This window comes from Streptosporangium sp. NBC_01639, assembly GCF_045209755.1.
GTDB lineage: Bacteria > Actinomycetota > Actinomycetes > Streptosporangiales > Streptosporangiaceae > Streptosporangium.
In genome coordinates, this window is record NZ_CP109272.1 from 1,345,290 (window position 1) to 1,362,080 (window position 16,791).

Annotated in this window: 16 protein-coding genes; 10 read left to right on the plus strand and 6 right to left on the minus strand. The window is 69.7% G+C overall.

Features of this window, described 5'->3' with window-relative positions:
- Positions 1-237 precede the first annotated feature (237 nt).
- From OHA77_RS06060 to OHA77_RS06085, 6 genes are all read left to right on the plus strand, one after another.
- Complete coding sequence (locus OHA77_RS06060; protein WP_406316725.1) at positions 238-1,107, plus strand: TIGR03619 family F420-dependent LLM class oxidoreductase; 870 nt, start codon at positions 238-240, stop codon at positions 1,105-1,107.
- Between the two features lie 456 nt (positions 1,108-1,563).
- Complete coding sequence (locus tag OHA77_RS06065; RefSeq protein WP_406316726.1) at positions 1,564-2,241, plus strand: hypothetical protein; 678 nt, start codon at positions 1,564-1,566, stop codon at positions 2,239-2,241.
- A 259-nt stretch (positions 2,242-2,500) separates the two neighbouring features.
- Positions 2,501-2,797, plus strand: coding sequence for a hypothetical protein (locus tag OHA77_RS06070; protein WP_406316728.1), 297 nt, complete (start codon positions 2,501-2,503; stop codon positions 2,795-2,797).
- A 536-nt stretch (positions 2,798-3,333) separates the two neighbouring features.
- Entirely contained in the window at positions 3,334-4,089 is a 756-nt protein-coding gene (locus OHA77_RS06075) for an SDR family NAD(P)-dependent oxidoreductase (RefSeq protein WP_406316730.1), read from the plus strand.
- 236 nt (positions 4,090-4,325) lie between these two features.
- On the plus strand, positions 4,326-4,739 hold the full coding sequence (locus OHA77_RS06080; RefSeq protein WP_406316731.1) for a hypothetical protein: 414 nt from the start codon (positions 4,326-4,328) through the stop codon (positions 4,737-4,739).
- 315 nt (positions 4,740-5,054) lie between these two features.
- Complete coding sequence (locus tag OHA77_RS06085) at positions 5,055-5,534, plus strand: phosphotransferase (RefSeq protein WP_406316732.1); 480 nt, start codon at positions 5,055-5,057, stop codon at positions 5,532-5,534.
- On the opposite strand, the gene OHA77_RS06090 is transcribed toward OHA77_RS06085, so the two are convergent.
- On the minus strand, positions 5,527-6,171 hold the full coding sequence (locus tag OHA77_RS06090; RefSeq protein WP_406316733.1) for a TetR/AcrR family transcriptional regulator: 645 nt from the start codon (positions 6,169-6,171) through the stop codon (positions 5,527-5,529). The two genes, OHA77_RS06085 and OHA77_RS06090, sit on opposite strands and share 8 nt — an antisense overlap.
- Positions 6,172-6,222: 51 nt before the next feature.
- Here OHA77_RS06090 and OHA77_RS06095 point away from each other — a divergent pair, with 51 nt between their 5' ends.
- The 4 genes from OHA77_RS06095 (at position 6,223) to OHA77_RS06110 (ending at position 10,546) form a co-directional block, all read left to right on the plus strand.
- Entirely contained in the window at positions 6,223-6,522 is a 300-nt protein-coding gene (locus OHA77_RS06095; RefSeq protein WP_406316734.1) for a hypothetical protein, read from the plus strand.
- A 192-nt stretch (positions 6,523-6,714) separates the two neighbouring features.
- Positions 6,715-8,490 (plus strand): MOSC domain-containing protein, encoded by a 1,776-nt coding sequence (locus OHA77_RS06100; RefSeq protein WP_406316735.1) that lies wholly within the window; start codon positions 6,715-6,717, stop codon positions 8,488-8,490.
- 590 nt (positions 8,491-9,080) lie between these two features.
- A complete protein-coding gene (locus OHA77_RS06105) occupies positions 9,081-9,944 on the plus strand; it encodes a hypothetical protein (RefSeq protein WP_406316736.1) in 864 nt (287 codons plus the stop codon).
- Positions 9,945-10,024: 80 nt separating this feature from the next.
- Complete coding sequence (locus OHA77_RS06110) at positions 10,025-10,546, plus strand: hypothetical protein (protein WP_326821641.1); 522 nt, start codon at positions 10,025-10,027, stop codon at positions 10,544-10,546.
- 111 nt (positions 10,547-10,657) lie between these two features.
- Here OHA77_RS06110 and OHA77_RS06115 read toward each other — a convergent pair whose 3' ends face one another.
- Genes OHA77_RS06115 through OHA77_RS06135 form a run of 5 tightly spaced genes read right to left on the minus strand, consistent with a single transcriptional unit; the run spans position 10,658 to position 16,761 of the window.
- Positions 10,658-11,992, minus strand: coding sequence for a GTP cyclohydrolase IIa (locus OHA77_RS06115; RefSeq protein ID WP_326821640.1), 1,335 nt, complete (start codon positions 11,990-11,992; stop codon positions 10,658-10,660).
- A gap of 52 nt (positions 11,993-12,044) precedes the next feature.
- On the minus strand, positions 12,045-12,881 hold the full coding sequence (locus OHA77_RS06120; RefSeq protein WP_406316738.1) for an amidohydrolase family protein: 837 nt from the start codon (positions 12,879-12,881) through the stop codon (positions 12,045-12,047).
- Positions 12,878-13,639: an amidohydrolase family protein gene (locus tag OHA77_RS06125; RefSeq protein ID WP_406316739.1), complete on the minus strand. Its 762-nt coding sequence runs from the start codon at positions 13,637-13,639 to the stop codon at positions 12,878-12,880. Before OHA77_RS06125 ends, OHA77_RS06120 begins: the two co-directional genes overlap by 4 nt.
- On the minus strand, positions 13,632-15,779 hold the full coding sequence (locus tag OHA77_RS06130; RefSeq protein ID WP_406316740.1) for a heparinase II/III family protein: 2,148 nt from the start codon (positions 15,777-15,779) through the stop codon (positions 13,632-13,634). Before OHA77_RS06130 ends, OHA77_RS06125 begins: the two co-directional genes overlap by 8 nt.
- A gap of 1 nt (position 15,780) precedes the next feature.
- Complete coding sequence (locus tag OHA77_RS06135; protein WP_406316741.1) at positions 15,781-16,761, minus strand: Gfo/Idh/MocA family protein; 981 nt, start codon at positions 16,759-16,761, stop codon at positions 15,781-15,783.
- Between the last annotated feature and the right edge of the window lie 30 nt (positions 16,762-16,791).

Consider the following 16,791-nt stretch of genomic DNA (forward strand, 5'->3'; position numbering starts at 1 on the left):
CCTCCTCGCCGGGTGGATCGGCCTCAGCTTGCGCGCTGCGGCCAGATCGGCCGCTTCCCGCAGCCGTGACGGGGCGCAGGTTGCCTTGACGCTGATGACAAGGTTCTAGCGTGGCTGCGACAGGCGAGTGGGGGAGGTCGTCGACGCACGGCGAGGCCACGATGCCGCCGCAGTACCGGCCACGCCGACCGGCGACTGCCCCTCCATCGCATCGGCTGACCAACCGAAGGGACGACGATGAAGTTCGCAGTCAGCTACAGCACGCCCTACTACGGCGTCGACCCTGACAAGCTCATGGCCTACGCCCAGCATGCCGAAGATTGCGGCTTCGAGTCGCTGTATCTGCCCGAGCACATCGTGTTGTATCCCGGTGCGATGGTCGGGCGCTTTGAGCTCCCGCCGTCGCTGCCGTACTTCGATCCGCTCGATTGCCTGAGCTTCGTCGCCGCGGCTACGCGACGAATCCTGCTCGGGACAGGTGTGCTGCTACTGCCGTACCACCATCCGGTGGTCCTCGCCAAGCGTCTGGCGACCATCGATGTGCTGTCCAAGGGGCGGATGCGGTTGCTGACCGTGGGGCTCGGCGCCCTGCCCGGTGAGGCCCGGGCGGTGGGGGTTGACTTCAGCACCCGCGGCCGTCGTGCCGACGAGGCGATCGACGTGATGCGGCTGCTCTGGGCCGGCGGCGAAGACGGTGTCAGCTTCGCCGGGGAGTTCTTCGCCTTCGACGACCTGTGCCAATTCCCAAAGCCCTATGGGGTCGCCCACCTGCCGATCCATATCGGCGGATCGAGCCGGGCGGCCGCGCGCCGCGCCGGACGACGCGGCGACGGCTACTTCCCCGGCGGCGCGCTCGATCCGGACGAGCGCGCCATCCAGATGGACCTCGCCCGATCGACCGCCATCGAAGCCGGCCGTAGCCCAGAAACGCTGGAGTACACACGATCGGGGTCGACCGACATGACCGTCGAACAGGTGGAGGCATTCGCCGCGCAAGGCGTGACCCGCATCGTCGTCGGTGCCACCGCCACCGAACCAGACCGGCAACGCGAGGAGTTGTCCGCGTTCGCCCAGCGGTTCGCCCTCCTCGAACACCTCCCCAGCTAGTCCGACCCAACGTCATATGCGGTAGAGCGACCGATCTTGAGCGTGCGGGCGGCCCCAGCGGCCGAGGCGCCGTCGTCGACCAGCTGGCTCAGCGTAGCCAGCTCGGCGGGGCCGATCACGCGGGGGCGGTCAGTCTTCTTCTTGCCGGGCGGCATGGCGCCGGTGGCTCAAGGGATGTTTCTTGTCACACGGTTCTACTTACGGAACAGCTGTTGGCGCCGAGGTATCCCGTCGCAGGTCAGCGGAAGGTCAGGCAGGATGTCGCAGCAGCTTTTTCGTGGTCGTGCTCCTCGTTTGAGACGGTCCCGGCTTCTTGGCGCTTCACGTTCGACCGGCTCATGGCAACTACGAGAAGCAAGATCGTTATCACCGCCGATGGCCGTTCCGCTGTTTCTCGACTCCCGCGTATCTTCGTGCTGACCGTTCGACACAGACACGCGTGAAGGAGCCCGTCGGGTGACCAGTACTCTGACCCTGAAAGCGTTGCGGCGGCTGAGGACCACCCCCGGCGGGCAGCTCGACTGCCGGATCAGCTTCTCCGACGGATCGGGAACTCCGCGGCCGGTCGCTTATGTGGAACGCGAGTTGCTGCCCAACGGCATATCCGCCTACCTCGCGGCCCGGAAGAGCGGAGCCCGCTCCTTCGTCCTGTGGGCGGACGAGCACCGCCAGACGCGGGTCGCCACCCTGGTCACCGTCTCCGCGGGCAGTGGGCGGGCACAGTTCCAGGTGCTCGGCCCGCAGGGCGAACTGCTCGGCATGTTCACGCGCGACAAGGCGTTTAGCCAGGGACTGCGCACACGCTGGACGGTCAGCCGCGCCGGCAGCCCCGACGCGGTGGGATACAAGGGCCGGCTCTTCTGGTGGTGCGTGTGGTGGCTCTGCTCGCCCCTGCTGCCGCTCATCGTCGTGGCCGCCCTGTTCAGCGGCGGCGGCGACTTCCCATTCCCACGCGGCCCCCGCCGCATCAAGTGGCGCTCCGGCGGGCAGGTCCCGCTGGAGTTCAAGTCGTCCGGGGACACGGTGCGTCTGTACGCACCGGAGCTGGACTGGCGGCTCGGAGCCGCCCTTGTGGCCCTGATCCCCTCCTTCGACGGCTGGATCGGCGACCCCTGGGACCGCAGGAAGGACTGACGGGCCAGGGCGGCGCGCCCGTGATGCGGCGGAGGATCTCCTGCACCATGGGGTGGTCCCTGAACCCCATGTGCATGTGCTTCATCAGGATGTCGGCGATCTCCTCGCCGGGGCGGCCGCCGTCGAGGAGGTCGCGGATGTCTTCCCGCGTGAACCCCTTCTCCTCCTTGCCGCCTGGATCGCCACACGCCGAACCTCTACCGGTACGCCACGGCCGGTCCTGCGGTGCGGGGCCCACGCGGGCTGGTACAAATGGGGCATGAGCGAATCCGCCGGGTATCCCCCGCAGCCGAACGTGCGGTTGGCCCGGCGTGTCTACAGTCGGAGGTACCGTGTGTGGGCCCATGTGCTCCTGTGGACGCCGATCGCGCTCACGGTTGTCGGTGTCGTCCTCGGCCTGGGGCTGTTCGCGGCCGCCGACGCCGACCCGACGCACAGTTCGTCCGCGTTCGGCTATCTCGGCCTCGTCGTGTGGGGCGCCCTCGCGGTCCTGTCGCCGGTCCTGCTCGGGTCGTTCATCGCCGGGCTGGTCATGCTGATCCGCACGCGCAGCTGAGGTCGCGGCGGGACGCGGCCCCGCCTCGGCATGCTCCAGGCCGGCCCGGTCGGCCGGCTGTGGAGACGTCGCAAGTCAGAGGCGGCTTCATCGGTTCTACGGTCGGTGCTACCGGGACCCCTGAATCGACCCACGGCGATCGATCCGTTACAGAGGCAGCCCATGATCATTATTAATGCCAACGGCTGTCCGCCGGTTCCTCAGCCCTGGATTCGAAACGGCCAGGAATCCCACATGTAAAAGCCTTGCGGCCTGCATCGTCAGCATGAAATTTCCCATTGTCTGGCAACATCGCGATAAAGCGACAGCAGTGCGCGACCAGGCTGCCTGTTGTTCCAGTGGAGAGTCGATCATGCATCAGCCAAATGCGCTGACAATATGCCACGAATCAGATGGCATACTCCACACCTTGAAAGCCTTTCTCGCTGATTCATTTGGCATTTGAGCCAATAACCATTATCGACATCTCATGAGGTATTTGAGCGGCTCCGGGCGGTCATCCCGATGGCCCGTGATGATGAGCAGGAGGTGGGGCCGTGACCGGAGCGACCGGCAGGGTGGCATTGGTGACAGGAGCCAGCAGCGGGATCGGTGCCGCCACCGCGCACCTTCTGGCCGCAGGAGGGATGCGCGTGGTGGTCAACTACCTCCATAGCGTCGCGGCAGCCGACGAGGTCGTGGCCGGCATCGAGGCCGCGGGCGGCCAGGCCATAGCCGTGCAGGCCGACGTGCGTGAGGCGGCGGCGGTCGAGAGCATGGTCGAGCAGGTCCAGGCGGCATGGGGCGGCATCGACGTGCTCGTGCACAACGCACTCATCCCGTTCGCGGTCAAGCCGTTCCAGGACATGACGTGGGACGAACTGGGCGGCAAACTCGACGGCGAGATGCGCGCGGGGTTCGCGGTCACCAAAGCCGTCCTGCCCGCGATGACCGGACAGGGCTGGGGGCGCATCATCTACATCAGTACCGGCCTCAGCCGCCAGCCTCGGGAAGGCATGATCGCACTGGGTACGGCCAAGGCCGCACTGGTGCAGTTCGCCCGGTATCTCGCCCAGGAACTGGGCCCGAGTGGCATCACGGTCAACGTCGTCGAGGCCGGCCCGGTGGAGGACACCCGCATGGTGAATGTGCTCGACGAGGAGCACAAGCAGCGGCAGGTGGCCGCCACTCCCCTGGGCCGCCTGGCACGCCCCGGCGACGTTGCCCAGGCGGTCGCCTTCTACGCCGGCGAGGACAATGCCTTCATGACCGGCACCACGGCCGCGGTCAACGGCGGGATGTCGATGTACTGACGCCTCACCGTCCTTTGCACGCGGGCCATATGACCCGCAGGTAGCACCCGGTCTCATCTCATGGGCATCGGACATCGAGCCGGCACCATCGAGCAGGCCGCCCGCACCCGGCGAAGCCGTTTCGGCGCTTACCTAACATGCCATAAATCCTTCCCTATAAGATCATGTGACCCTTCGTCCCCATAAGGCCCACGGGTCTCATGGGGCGGCGATGATCGACAGAAGGAACGAACCCCATGAGAACTCGGAGCAAGATCGCAACTCTGGCGAGTGCGGCGCTGGTCTCCACCTGGCTGGTGGCCGGTGCCACTCCGGCCAGTGCGGCCGGTCCCTGCGGCAGCGGCTACAGCCGCGTCGGCGTCTACGCCGTCCCCGCCAGCGGCGCCAGGACGGGCACTCTGGAGGTCTACTACAACTCCAGTGCGCGCAAGAACTGTGCCCTCACCTACGGCTACGGTTCCTACGCCGGCCGGGTGAACCGCAAGGCGGTCGCGATCGGCCTCAGCGGAGCGTCGAAGTGGGCCGGCGCCGACAACGGAATGTACGCGCAATACGCGGGTCCGGTGTACGTCTATGCCCCGGGGTGCATCGCCCTCCGGGCGCAGGTCGCGGGCGGGGTGCGGCAACTGAACGAGGCGCACTGCGGCTGAGTGGGCGGGCGGTCGCACGAGGCCCACATTCGCCGGTGTGGTGTGCCGGGAGATCGGCGCGTCGGCGAGTGAGGTGTCCGGTCGGCACGGAGTCGGCCATGGTCTTTCAAAGTTGGTTGATCATTGTTCGGCTGCCTGTCCACTGGCGTGCGCGCCCCGTCCGGTGACATGACGATGGCCTCCGGCCTGGGATGATGGAGTTCTCTACGCTTCGTCACCACAGGACCGGAGGCCATCTGTACGCCGGTTTCGCATGCGAGGGCCGTCAACCGGGGAGGAAAGGGGCAGGCCGCCATCCGGCTACCGTTGCTCCGCGTGACTCACACCGAGATCGAGATCAGCGCGGAACTGGTGCGGGATCTGCTGCGCGCCCAGCACCCCGACCTGGCCGATCGCCCTGTACGGCTCGGCGCGCGCGGCTGGGCCAACCAGCTCTGGCGGCTCGGCGACGATCTCGCCGTCCGGTTGCCCTGGGTAGGAGAGACCGCGGATGAGCTGCTCCTCAAGGAGCACACCTGGCTGCCCGCCCTAGCCCCGCGCCTTCCCCTGCCGGTTCCCGTCCCGCAGCGCCTCGGCGAGCCTTCCGCGCTGTTCCCGCGCCCCTGGATCGTCACCACCTGGGTGCCGGGCGAGCCCGCCGACCGCGCCCCCGTCACGTGCGCCGTCCGCGCGGCGATCGAAGCGGGCACCCACCCGCCAGGGTCCGTGCTGCCTCACACCGAGGATTTCAAGACCGCGTACGGCCTATCGGCAGGCACCATCGGCGCCGCCGCGGGAGAGCGCCGCCTCAGGTGAGCAGGAGCCGGCACCAGGAGTCGGCGAGCCATCGCTCGTAATGCTCGTGCGTCCACTGGCGGTCGCGGACGAGAAGAAGGTAGAACTCCGGAGAATTGGTCGCCCAGATGACATCCGCCGCTTCCTGGACCTCGATTCTCAGTTGCCCCGTCGTCGCCAAGTCGGCGGCCAGGAGGCGCATGTTGGCGGCACGCCGTTCGGCGATCTGCTGCCACAGCGCGGCGAGTTCGGGCGAGGCCGGTGCGGCCGTCTGCAGGACGCCGAACAACGGCCCCAGCCGGACATGGATCCGGCTGATGGCCGCCGCGTAGACGGCGAGCTTGCTCGCCGCGTCGGGTTCGGCCTGCATGTCCCGCACATAGTCGCGGTCCGCGGCGGGCACCGCGTCGTCTTCCCCGGAGAGCGCCGTCTCGATGAGGAGACGAAAGAGCGCCGGCTTGGCGCCGACGGCGGTGTAGACGGTGTCGGTGTTGACCCCGGCGCGATGGGCGATGGAGGCCATGGTGGTGGCCACGTATCCCTGCTCGACGAAGAGCGTGGTGGCGGCATCGATGATGGCCCGTCTGGTGCGGTCGGCGGTGGCACGGCGCCGGGTCGTGTCATAGCGCCTCTTGACCCTTTCGTCGTCAGCGTGCATGCTCACATTATTCATCCGATTCATACTCGGATCAAATTGGAGAGAGGCGCCATGTCGTACGCGTTCACCTACGAGGTTCCGATCGGCCCCGACGTCTACGCCCGTATCAAGCAGGAGCTCGGCCCCGAGCCACCGCCCGGCATGATCCTTCACCTCGCCCACCGCACCGAGCGGGGACTGCGCTATCTGGAGGTGTGGGAGTCCAAGCAGGCCTACCTCGAGTTCGTGGACGACCGCCTCCACCCGATCATCGACCGAGTGGTGACCCAGGCACTCGGCTTCCGCCCGCCGGAACCGCCGATCACGATGCTCGAGGTCGTCGACGTCTGGGTCGGCTCCCCGGCGGCCTAGGACCGCACCGAGCCGACCCCGCGCTCCGGCGACTGATCGCGGGCCGGGAGACCATCGGTCGGCTGAGGCGCCGGGCGTCCCGGGGGGCAGGGCTCTCCTGCCGCTTAAATCGCGCTGTGAGATCATCGCTGACCTGCGAGAACGAGGTATCGTGCAAGGAAGCCGGGTGGCTCGCGGTGAGGGGGAAGACACGTGGCGACGCTCCTGTCGATCAACGTCGGCCTACCCGAGGACGTCCCGTGGCACGGCACGACGGTGCACACCGGGGTGTGGAAGCGGTCCGTGACCGGGCCGCGCACGGTACGCCGTCTGAACATCGACGGGGACGGCCAGGGAGACATTCAGGGGCACGGCGGCGAGCATCGCGCGGTGTTGGTCTACCAGATCGACTCCTACCGCCACTGGCAGCAGGAATTCGGCCGCGACGACTTCGTCTACGGGCAGTTCGGGGAGAATTTCACGGTCGACGGGCTGCCCGACGACGAGGTGTGCGTCGGCGACCGCTACCGCGTCGGGGAGGCGGTGTTCGAGGTCACCCAGCCCCGGGTCACCTGCTACCGGGTGGGCCTGCGGATGAACGAGCCGCGGATGGCGGCTCTGCTGGTGTCCCACCGGCGTCCCGGGTTCTACTTCCGGGTGATCACCGAAGGGCGGGTGGAGGCGGGCGACGAGATCGTCAAGGTCGCCTCCGGCCCGGAGGCGATGTCCGTCGCGGAGATCGACGCCCTGCTCTACCTGCCGGGGCATCCCCGCGACCGGCTGGAGCGGGCGCTGCGCATCCCCGCACTGAGCGAAGGCTGGCGGGCGTCCCTGCGTGCCCTGCTCGACCGGCCTGACGACAAGGGCACGAAGAGGGGATCGGCGGGGAACCCGGGGCTGACACCCGCCGCGGCCGGGCCGCCGCCCGCCTGGGTGGGGTTCCGGCCGCTGCGGATCACCCGGATCGACGCCGAGAGCCGCAGCGTGTTCTCACTGACCCTGGAGGCCACCGACGGGGAGCCGCTGCCCGCCGCCCGGCCAGGCCAGTTCCTCACCGTACGGCTGCGCCCCGAGAGCGGCGGCCCACCGGTCATCCGCAGTTACTCGCTGTCCGGCCCTCCTGATGAGAGTCGCTACCGGATCAGCGTCAAGCAGGAGCCCGGGGGCGTCGCCAGCACCTATCTCCGCACCCACCCGCGTGCCGGCGACCTTCTCGACGTGGCGGCGCCGCGCGGCACCTTCACCCTGGAAGATGGCGACGCTCCGGTCCTGCTGCTCTCGGCGGGCATCGGCGCGACCCCTGTCCTCGCCATGCTGCACGCCCTCGCCGCCGCCCGCTCGACCCGCGAAGTGTGGTGGCTGTACGGCACGCGCGACGGCACGGAACACCCGTTCGCCGCGGAGAGCGGCGGCCTTCGCGCTCTGCTTCCCAACGCGCACGAGCACGTCTGCTACAGCCGCCCCGCGCCCGGCGACCGCCGGGGAGTCGACTACGACACGGCGGGACGACTGTCGGTGGAACTGCTCGGCCGCCTCGGCGTCCCGCACGCCGCCGACGCCTACCTTTGCGGTCCTCCCGCCTTCATGCGCGACCTGCCGCCCGCCCTCGTCGCCTCCGAACTCGCCCCCGCGAGCGTCCACACGGAAGTCTTCGGCGCGGAGGCGGCGCTGACGCCGGGAGTGACCCCGGTAGCCGCCCGCCCCCCGCACCCACCCGTCGGCGCGCCGGGAACCGGGCCCGCCGTCACGTTCGCGCGCAGCGGCCTCACCGTCCCCTGGAACCTCGCCTACGAGAGCCTGCTCGAACTCGCGGAGGCGTGCGATGTGCCGACCCGCTGGTCGTGCCGTACCGGGGTCTGCCACACCTGCGAGAGCGGTCTGCTGTCCGGCGCGATCGGCTATTCGCCGGAGCCGGTGGAGGCCCCCGCCGACGGCAACGCGCTGATCTGCTGCTCGCAACCTCGTGAGGACCTCATCCTCGACCTCTGACGCCCTGTCCTGCCGTTTTCGGCCGCGCGCCGATTCCGATGACGACCAAGCATCGGGCAGGCCCGGTCAGCGGCGGCTCGTCTGGAGGCATGCTCCGCAGCCGGGCCGGCACCGGGGCCGGCCGCGCCGGATGGTGAACAGCGGTTCCCATCTGCGGCTCGTCTGCAGAGCGGGCCGTTGCTCCTCGCAATCCGGTGCCTGGCCGTCGCCGACCGGGAACGCCTCGGATGGGCCACCCTTGCCGGTCGGCGGTGCGATCACCGGCTGCGTGGCCTGCCTGGGCCTGTTGACGACCTTCTCGCGGCTGTGACCTGGGTGTTCCGGCTCAGGCTGGAACACGGTGACGGGCGAGACCGTCGCCTGGTGAACTGGCCTGGAACCGATCGCCGGCACGGGAACGCCGGCGGCCGGCGCGGTGAGAGACGGAGCCGCACCGTCCGACTCGTTCTTGACGCCGGATGGCCGATGCCTGAAAGGACGCCCCAGCATGCTCAAGGGTGCCTGCCATGCAACCGGAACGCTGCCGAGACCGACTCGCGAACTGCACGGGCAAGGGGGTGGGAACTGTGGCGTGGCACAAACGCGCGGCCGTGGCTGTGACGGTCGCGACAGGGGCTCTGACGGCGTGCGCCCCGCAGGGGGACTTGACGGTCCAGCGCGAGCTGACCGTCGCGGAGCGGATCCAGCTCCAACAGGCCGAGGAGCGGCTCACCAGAGCCTGTATGGCTCGCGAGGGCTTTCCCTACTGGATCCAGGCGCCGTTGAGTGTCGAGGAGCGGCAGGGGTTCGGCTTCGTGCTCGATGACGTCGGTTGGGCCACCAGGAACGGCTACGGCAGCCGGATCCAGCAACGGGTCCTCGATACCAAGAAGAGCAACGCCAATCTTCGCTACCGAGGCAGCCTGACCAAGGCCCGACTCGCCAGGTACACCGCCGCACTCAGCGGCGGCCCAGGCGCCCCGGTGTTGTCGGTCGCTCTCCCCGCAGGCGGCACGATCAGCAGTCTGCTCGGCGGGTGCCAGGCCAAGGCCCAGGAGGAGCTGTACGGCGACCGCGAGACCTGGTTCCGGGTCGACAAGATCGCCACCAACCTGTCTCCGCTCTACCTCCCCGACCTTGTCGAGGACGAGCGCTTCAGCACGGCACTGAGGGCATGGTCGCGATGCATGGGTCGCGAGGGCCACACCTATGCGAACCCGTCTGAGATCCGCTCGGCTCTGCCACGGCTCACCAAGGGCCTGACCTCGGCGAAGGCCTATGCGGTGGAGGTACGGCTGGCGGTCGCCGAGGCCACCTGCGCAAGGACGTCCGCCCTCGCCGACACCGGTCGTGCGCTCCAACGCGAGTACCGCGACCGAGCGAGCAAGCCGTACACCGCGGACCTCGCCCTGCACAGCCGCCTCGAGCACGCCGCGCTCGCCAGAGCCGGTCAGCTCACCGGCACGGGGGCCTGAGCCCCCGCCTTCCCCAAACGTCCGCGGCGACCGGCCGTGGAACCACCATGCCTCACGTGAGGCGCCCGAAGGAGTTCACCATGCGCACTATCAGGACGACCCTGGCCGCCTTCGGCCTGGCGGCTCTGAGCGTGACAGTCCCGCTGTCCACCGCCCCGTCAGCCTCGGCGGGCACAGCTCGGTTCGCCGGCTGCAATAACGAATACAACGGCCAGGGCGGCTACGAGGGAGATGGGAAGGTCCATATCTACCGTGACATCAACTGCGCCAACCAGATCGGCAACGACATCGACAATGACAGCGACTGGGGCGATGGCAGCGGCGACGTCAAGAATGCCACCAACATGGCCTCCTCCGTGCTCAACTCCGGCATCCGCGGCGGCTACGACGCGGTCGCGTTCTACGACTACACCGCCTACTCCTGGGAGTACGGCTTCACCTGCCTGAAGTGGTCGGAGTTCTACGCCGACGACCTGACCGACAACAAGTTCTCCAAGAGGACCAAGGGCGAGGACACGGGGAAGGCGTTCACCGTGAACGATGCCATCTCCTCCCACAAGTGGGTCCCGGAGAGCGCGTGCGGTGGCATCTTCGTCGACTAGGCCGCACGCCTGACGGCCCGCCCGGACTCCGGGCGGGCCGTCAAGGTGAGTCCTCTCCACGCATATGGGGGTGAGCCGCAACCGTGCCACCAGGTCCTTGCCGACGAGGACCTAACGGAGCGACCGCTCCATCACCAGCCGGTACGGCTGCCGCGGACGTCCGGCCTGCGCCGCGCGCACGGTCGGCATGGGCCAGGCCAGGCCCTCCTCCACCAGGCCCTGCAGGACCCGGCGCGCGCTGCGCGGGGCGATCGACAGGACGTCCGCCACGATCTCGGCGTCCACCACCATCGCCTCGGGTCCGTCGCCGAGCCCCTCGACCAGCCGCTCCAGGACCTTCGCCGCCTTCGAGATCACCGCGGGCTCGCTCGCCGGCTCGGCCCTGCGGCGCTGGCGCAGCGGCAGGGACAGCACCGTTCCGTCCAGGCCGACGAGGAAGGCCGCGGTGGCCTCGGCGTTGCGTGCCTTCTCCACGGCGAGCATCGCGTTGGAATCGGCGTCCCGGGCCGTGTTGCCCAGGCCGATGCCGACCTCGACCGCGATCCCCACGTCGGTGCGGATCCGGTCCATGAAGGGCGCGACCCGGAAGCCGTCGGTGGCCTGCGAGAGCGAGCCGACGGTGGCGGTGACCACGTAGCTGTTCTCGTCACGCGGGACCACGGTGGCGCCCATCAGCCTGGCGTCGGCCAGCAACGCCTGTTGCAGCGAGAGCTTCAGTTCCTGCTGCCAGTAGTTGCCCGGCCCCGAGTAGCTGGGCCGGGCCGAGGCCGCCAGCTCCACCAGGACGATGGCGATCTGCGACTCCTCCAGCCGACTGCCCGCCCCGAGGAGCGCCGCGGTGTTGAGCGCGAGCCGCAACGTGTGCGGGGTCGGCAGCATCCGCAGCACGGGCACCTTGGCGGCGGTCAGCTTCTTGGCCACGGTCCTGATCGTGGTCAGCGCTGCGGTCGTGGCCCCCTGCCGGTAGAGCTTCTCGTGGAAGCCGATGAAGCCGCGCGCCGACTCCGGCTGGTCGTACTCCGACAGGTGGACGTGGTCGGTGCTCACGCCGATCTCGCCGTAGGCCTCGTGCACGTCCGCGGCGGAGATCGAGTCGATGCTCACCCTGGCCGGGTCGATGCCGTGGCTGAGCACGCCCCGCAGCAGGCTGGAGTAGAGGCCGGAGCCGTTGACCGGGACGAACGTCGCGGGCACCGGCAGCTCACCCGACTGCCGGGCCAGGTCGTGCTGGAGCGGCCCGGTGAAGAGGACGACGTCGATGCTGTCAGCGATCTTGCAGAACTTCTCGTATGTCTCGTGCTCCTCCGCGTGCGGCGCGCCGACCAGCCGCCAGTCTGCGGCCGCGGGCAGATCCGCCCCGATCGACATGATCTGCTCGACCAGGTCGTGCGGCCCCACGACGCCGATCGTCACCCTGGACCGCGTCTCGGACCGTAGCCGCTCCATGACCGTTGTCACTCCTTATCCGAGTCGCCCCCACCGGGATCATAAATCGCGCTCAGGGTGCGATCACCTGACTGGAACGTGCTTGTCTGGTGCGGTCTCGCCACTGAAGCAGGTCAGTCATCGTGCCACCGAGCACGGCGGCTCTGGCGTCGTCACTAAGATCACTGAAGACTACCCGTCCGAGCGACATCCGGAGATCGATGAACGGGAAGTCCGAGCCGAACACCACCTGCCGCGGACCGACCTCACGCACCATGCGGGCGAGGTCGGCACCGGTGTTGTACGAACCGCACACCTCCAGCACCACCCCCGGGTGGCGCTGCGCCACCTCGATGGCCGTGTCGAACCCCAACGGGGTGGCGCCCGCGTGCCCGGCGAGGATCACCGCGTCCGGATACCGGATGGCCGTCTCCTCCACCATGGGCAGGTCGTTGTAGGCCGAGCCGTCGTAGGTATGTGTGAGCACCGGGCAGCCGGTGCGCTGCGCGAACTCCCACACCGGCGCGTACCTCGGTCCCGTGAGCGGGTAGATGTGGAGGTCCGGGTGGAGCTTGATGCCCCCGAAACGGGGGTCGTCACCCCACTTCTCGATCTCCCCCACCGGGTCCTGCCACGGGTTGACGGTCAGGTAGCCGGTGAACCGGTCCGGGGCGTGGTCGACGACCGCGGCGGTCGCCGCGTTGCCCGCCGCGGCGTCGAGCTGGATCGCCAGGTGGCTGGAGAGGACGGCGTGCGCCACCCCGCACCGGTCCATCACCCTGACCATCCCCGCCGGCCCCGCCTCGGGAATGAAGAACAGGCTGTACGGCCCGGCGTGCGCGTGCGCGTCGACGATCCGCAGACCGTGCTGGGGACGGCGCTCCCAGAGGGCGGACGTGAGGGGGTTCAAGCTACTCTCGCCTTCTCGCGGAGCAGGCTCCGCAGGTTGCCCGCGCCGATCGCCGCCACCGCGCCGTCGCCGAGCTCCGACCAGAGCAGCCGGGTGACCGCCTCCGCCGGGTCACGGGTGGGTGCGCCGGTGCCGAAGACCAGCCGTTTCTCGCCGAACCGCTCGACGAGCCACTCCAGACCGCAGTGCGAGGAGAGGTTGGCCAGCCCCAGGTGGACGTTCTCGGTGCGGGCCAGGACACCGGCCGCCTGGCGCAGGACGCGGTAGCCGAGCCCGCCGACCACGATCGCGAGGTGCGGACGAGCCGCGGAGATCGCCTCCACCTGCGGCCACGTGGTCTGGGCTGCGTCGAGAAGCAGCGGGAGCCCGGCCTCGGCGACCGCGTCGAGCACCGGCGCCGCGTCCACGCCCGCGAGGTCGTAGCCGTGGTCGACGGGGTACGCGCGCACCGCGCGGACCCCGCCCTCCAGGGCTGCGGTCACGAACTCCGCCGGGGTGCCCATCTCTCCGCAGGTGTCGGGGAGCATCACCCAGCACGGGTGCAGCCGGGGCTGGCCGGCGACCAGCTCCAGCAGTGCCCGGTTGCCGGTGCGGGGGTCGTGCAGCCACGACAGCATGTGCCCGACCAGCGCCTCGGAGATGCCGAAGCGGTCCATCCCGGCCAGCGCCTCCGCGACGGTGCCCGCGCCGACGTCGCGCGCGGGATGGCGGCCCAGCATCGCGTCGGCGTCGATCAGCACATGTCCTCGGCTACTCATCGGCCAATGCCTCCAGGTGCCAGCGGCCGGACGCCGGGAGGGTGACCGTGAGGCCCGGGCGCAGCCGTACCCCGTTGAGCGCCAGCCTGGTCACGCCGGGGGCGTGGACCGTCAGCTCGGTGCACCGGTCGGTGTCCACCACCGCGGCGAATCCCCCGCGGTAGGTGACGTCGGCCGCGACCAGTCCCCGGGCCTCGACCAGGGCGACCCCGTCGTGGACGAGGGAGGGGCCCCAGCAGGCGGCGGCGAGCAGGACGCCCTCGGTGTCGCAGCGCGTCCACTGGTGACCCGAGAAGGCGTCGACGACGCCGTCGAGGGAGATCTCGCCGCCGTGCAGCCGGACCACCGGAGGGCCTTCGGCGTAGGGGAAGAGGCCGACCGTGAACGTTCCGGCCCGCTGGCGCAGGCCGAGGGTGTGGATCTCGCCGTACTCGGCGGTCCTGGTCGCGGGGTCGGGGATCCGGCTCGGCCCGCTGCCGTGCAGGACGCCGGTGACCGCCTCGGGATCGGCGGGCACGACGTAGAGCCCGGGTGCCTGAACGTTGGCGTGTCCCCCGGCGTGTTCCGTCCAGGGCGAGCGGCCGTGCACCTGCCAGACGGCCTCCGGGCCGTCCTCGATCTCGTCGGTCACCAGCCAGTACGACGGGGATTCACGGACGAAGACGATCCGCCGGTCGTGCCTCCTGGGGTAGCCGTGGTGGTGGCCGGCGAACACGTCCACGTGCGGCAGGGCCGCGAACGTGTCACAGGTGGCGTCCCGGTCGGCGACGAACTCCTCGCCCGGCAGAAGCACCGTGTTGTGCCCGCGGGTCGCCTGGAACCAGTCGTAGTAGCCGGGATCGTCGTAGGACGGAGGACCGCCCGCCTCCCAGGCCAGCGGCACGCCCCAGCCGGACAGCACGAAGTCCAGCGCCGCGTGGTGGCTGTGCGGCTCCAGCTCGTGGCCGATGAACGGCCCGTAGTTCACCACGGTGTGCAGCGCGTCGGGCTCCCAGCCGGTACGGAAGACCGCGTATCGGCTGGTGTCCAGGGTGCGGGAGGAGGCATCGGGCTCGCTCGCCGGCGCGGGCGCGGACACGGGCGTGCCGTCCGGGCGGGGCGGCAACCACGCCAGCTCACTGCGCACCTGCTCGGGTGAGAGCCAGCGCCGGGCGAGCGTCTCGTAACCGGGGTCGCCGAGCAGGTAGTGGCCGCGCAGCAGGTGCGAGGCGGGCCAGTACAGGCCGCTGTCCTGCAGGTGGGGAATCCACCCGGCGGGGGTGACGAGCGCGACGTACCAGTCGTGCATGGCCCGGACGCGCGGGTGGGCGGCGAGGTCCCAGCCGAGGTACTGCTCGCCGATGACGGCGGCCCGCTGGACGGCCTCGACGCACATGCTGTGATAGCCGGGAGAGCGCTCGTGGTGCCCGCCGTCGGCCCGCACGTCGAGTTCGAGGTGGTCGAGGATCCGCGCCTTGGCGATGTCCGCCCAACGGCTCGCCTCGTCGAACTCGGGGAAGACCGCGGCGACGTGCAGGAGCTCGGAGGCGCACGCGAACTGCCAGTTGCCCTGCCGGAACTCGTCGTGCTCCTCGGCCGCCCAGCGGGCACCGCCGAGGACGGTCTTCACCATCCGCAGCCAGCCCTCGCGGCTGAGCGCGGGCTCCTCACCGAAGACCGCCAGGGCCTGGGTGATCAGGGAGGAGCGCGACCAGACACCGAGGGAGTACCAGACGACGTCGAGACCGGGCCAGTCGCCGACCACCTGGTCGCGGCTGTCGTACCACTGGCCGAACAGCCGGTCCCACTCCTTGGCGTAGGCCGGGTCGCCGGTCAGCGCGTAGGCCGAGACCAGGGGCGACATCCACCTCAGGTAGTGGAACCCGTAGAGCCTCGACCGCCCGCGGCCCTTGTCCAGGAAGTCGACCTCGGTGCCGAGGAGCTCGTCGGCGGCGGCGACGGCCTGCGCGGCGGTCTCCGTCCCCGACATGCCCGCGGCCCAGCGGACGACGTCGAACACGGGCCGGGGCCCGGTCCTGGTGGACAGATGGCGGCGCAGCTCCTCCACTGTCGCGGTCCCGGTCGCGGCGAGCAGGTCCTCATCGGTGATGTGCCGCATCCGCACGGGATCGATGTGCGGCGGTCTCTCCACGGACTGCACGTCAGTCCCTCCCCACGATCTTCACCGGCAGGCCCGTTCGCGCGGACTCGTGCGCGGCGGCGAGCACCGCGGTGACGTGGCGGGAGCTCTCCACCGTGATCAACGGCTCGCTTCCCGTCCGGGCGCAGTGCACGAAGTGCTCGATGGCGTCGCGGTAGGCGCCGGCCGGGATGCCGTGGACGACGCGCTGGAGCATGTTCCGCGGGTAGGTGTAGCCCTTGTCGGTGGCGAGCTGGATGTTCTCCCGCTGCCGGTCGAGCTGGACCACGCCGTCCTCTCCGACCACCGTGATGTAGCTGTCGACCATGGTCGGGAAGGTGTTGGGATAGATCCAGGCCGACTCGAACGTGGCCGTGGCGCCCCGGCTGAACCGGGCCTGGATCTGCATGGCGTCCGGGGTGTCGACACCCATCGCCCGGAGCTTGCCGTAACGGGCCGTCGCGAAGACCTCGACCACCTCGTCGTCGAACAACCACGTCACCAGGTCGATGTCGTGGCTGGACAGGAACCAGGCGCAGGTCGTCTGATCCGCCCAGCCGATCATCTCGGTGGGCACGTAGATCGTGTCGTTCTTCCTCGCGTAGCCCACGACCGCCTCCCCCAGCAGGGACATCTGGTCCTTGGCCTGGGCGTAGGCGGGCACCCAGCGGTGGTTGAACAGACACATCGCGACCACGCCCGCACGCCGGATCGCGGCCAGCGCGCGGTCGGCGTCGGCCACCGTCGTGGTGAACGGCTTCTCCACCAGGATGTGGACGCCCGCCTCGGCCGCCGCCACCATCACATCGGCGTGCAGGTGGTCGGGGGTGGTGATCGACACCGCGTCGACCGTGCCCGAGGCCAGCAGCTCCTGGTAGTCGGGGTAGACGGCGGCTCCCACCCGCCCGGCCAGTTCCTCCGCGTGCTCCCGGGTACGGCTGGCCACGGCGGTGATCTCGGCGTGCGGATGGGCCGCCAGCACCTCGGCATGCCCGCGACCCATGATCCCGGCACCTACGATGCCGACTCGCAG

Bases quoted from the DNA above. Each gene is read 5' to 3' on its own strand.
- OHA77_RS06135 (WP_406316741.1), bottom strand. From the start codon at position 16,761: ATGGGTCGCGGGCATGCCGAGGTGCTGGCGGCCCATCCGCACGCCGAG.
- OHA77_RS06060 (WP_406316725.1), top strand. From the start codon at position 238: ATGAAGTTCGCAGTCAGCTACAGCACGCCCTACTACGGCGTCGACCCT.
- OHA77_RS06095 (WP_406316734.1), top strand. From the start codon at position 6,223: ATGTCGTACGCGTTCACCTACGAGGTTCCGATCGGCCCCGACGTCTAC.
- OHA77_RS06080 (WP_406316731.1), top strand. From the start codon at position 4,326: ATGAGAACTCGGAGCAAGATCGCAACTCTGGCGAGTGCGGCGCTGGTC.
- OHA77_RS06090 (WP_406316733.1), bottom strand. From the start codon at position 6,171: ATGCACGCTGACGACGAAAGGGTCAAGAGGCGCTATGACACGACCCGG.
- OHA77_RS06070 (WP_406316728.1), top strand. From the start codon at position 2,501: ATGAGCGAATCCGCCGGGTATCCCCCGCAGCCGAACGTGCGGTTGGCC.
- OHA77_RS06110 (WP_326821641.1), top strand. From the start codon at position 10,025: ATGCGCACTATCAGGACGACCCTGGCCGCCTTCGGCCTGGCGGCTCTG.
- OHA77_RS06125 (WP_406316739.1), bottom strand. From the start codon at position 13,639: ATGAGTAGCCGAGGACATGTGCTGATCGACGCCGACGCGATGCTGGGC.
- OHA77_RS06115 (WP_326821640.1), bottom strand. From the start codon at position 11,992: ATGGAGCGGCTACGGTCCGAGACGCGGTCCAGGGTGACGATCGGCGTC.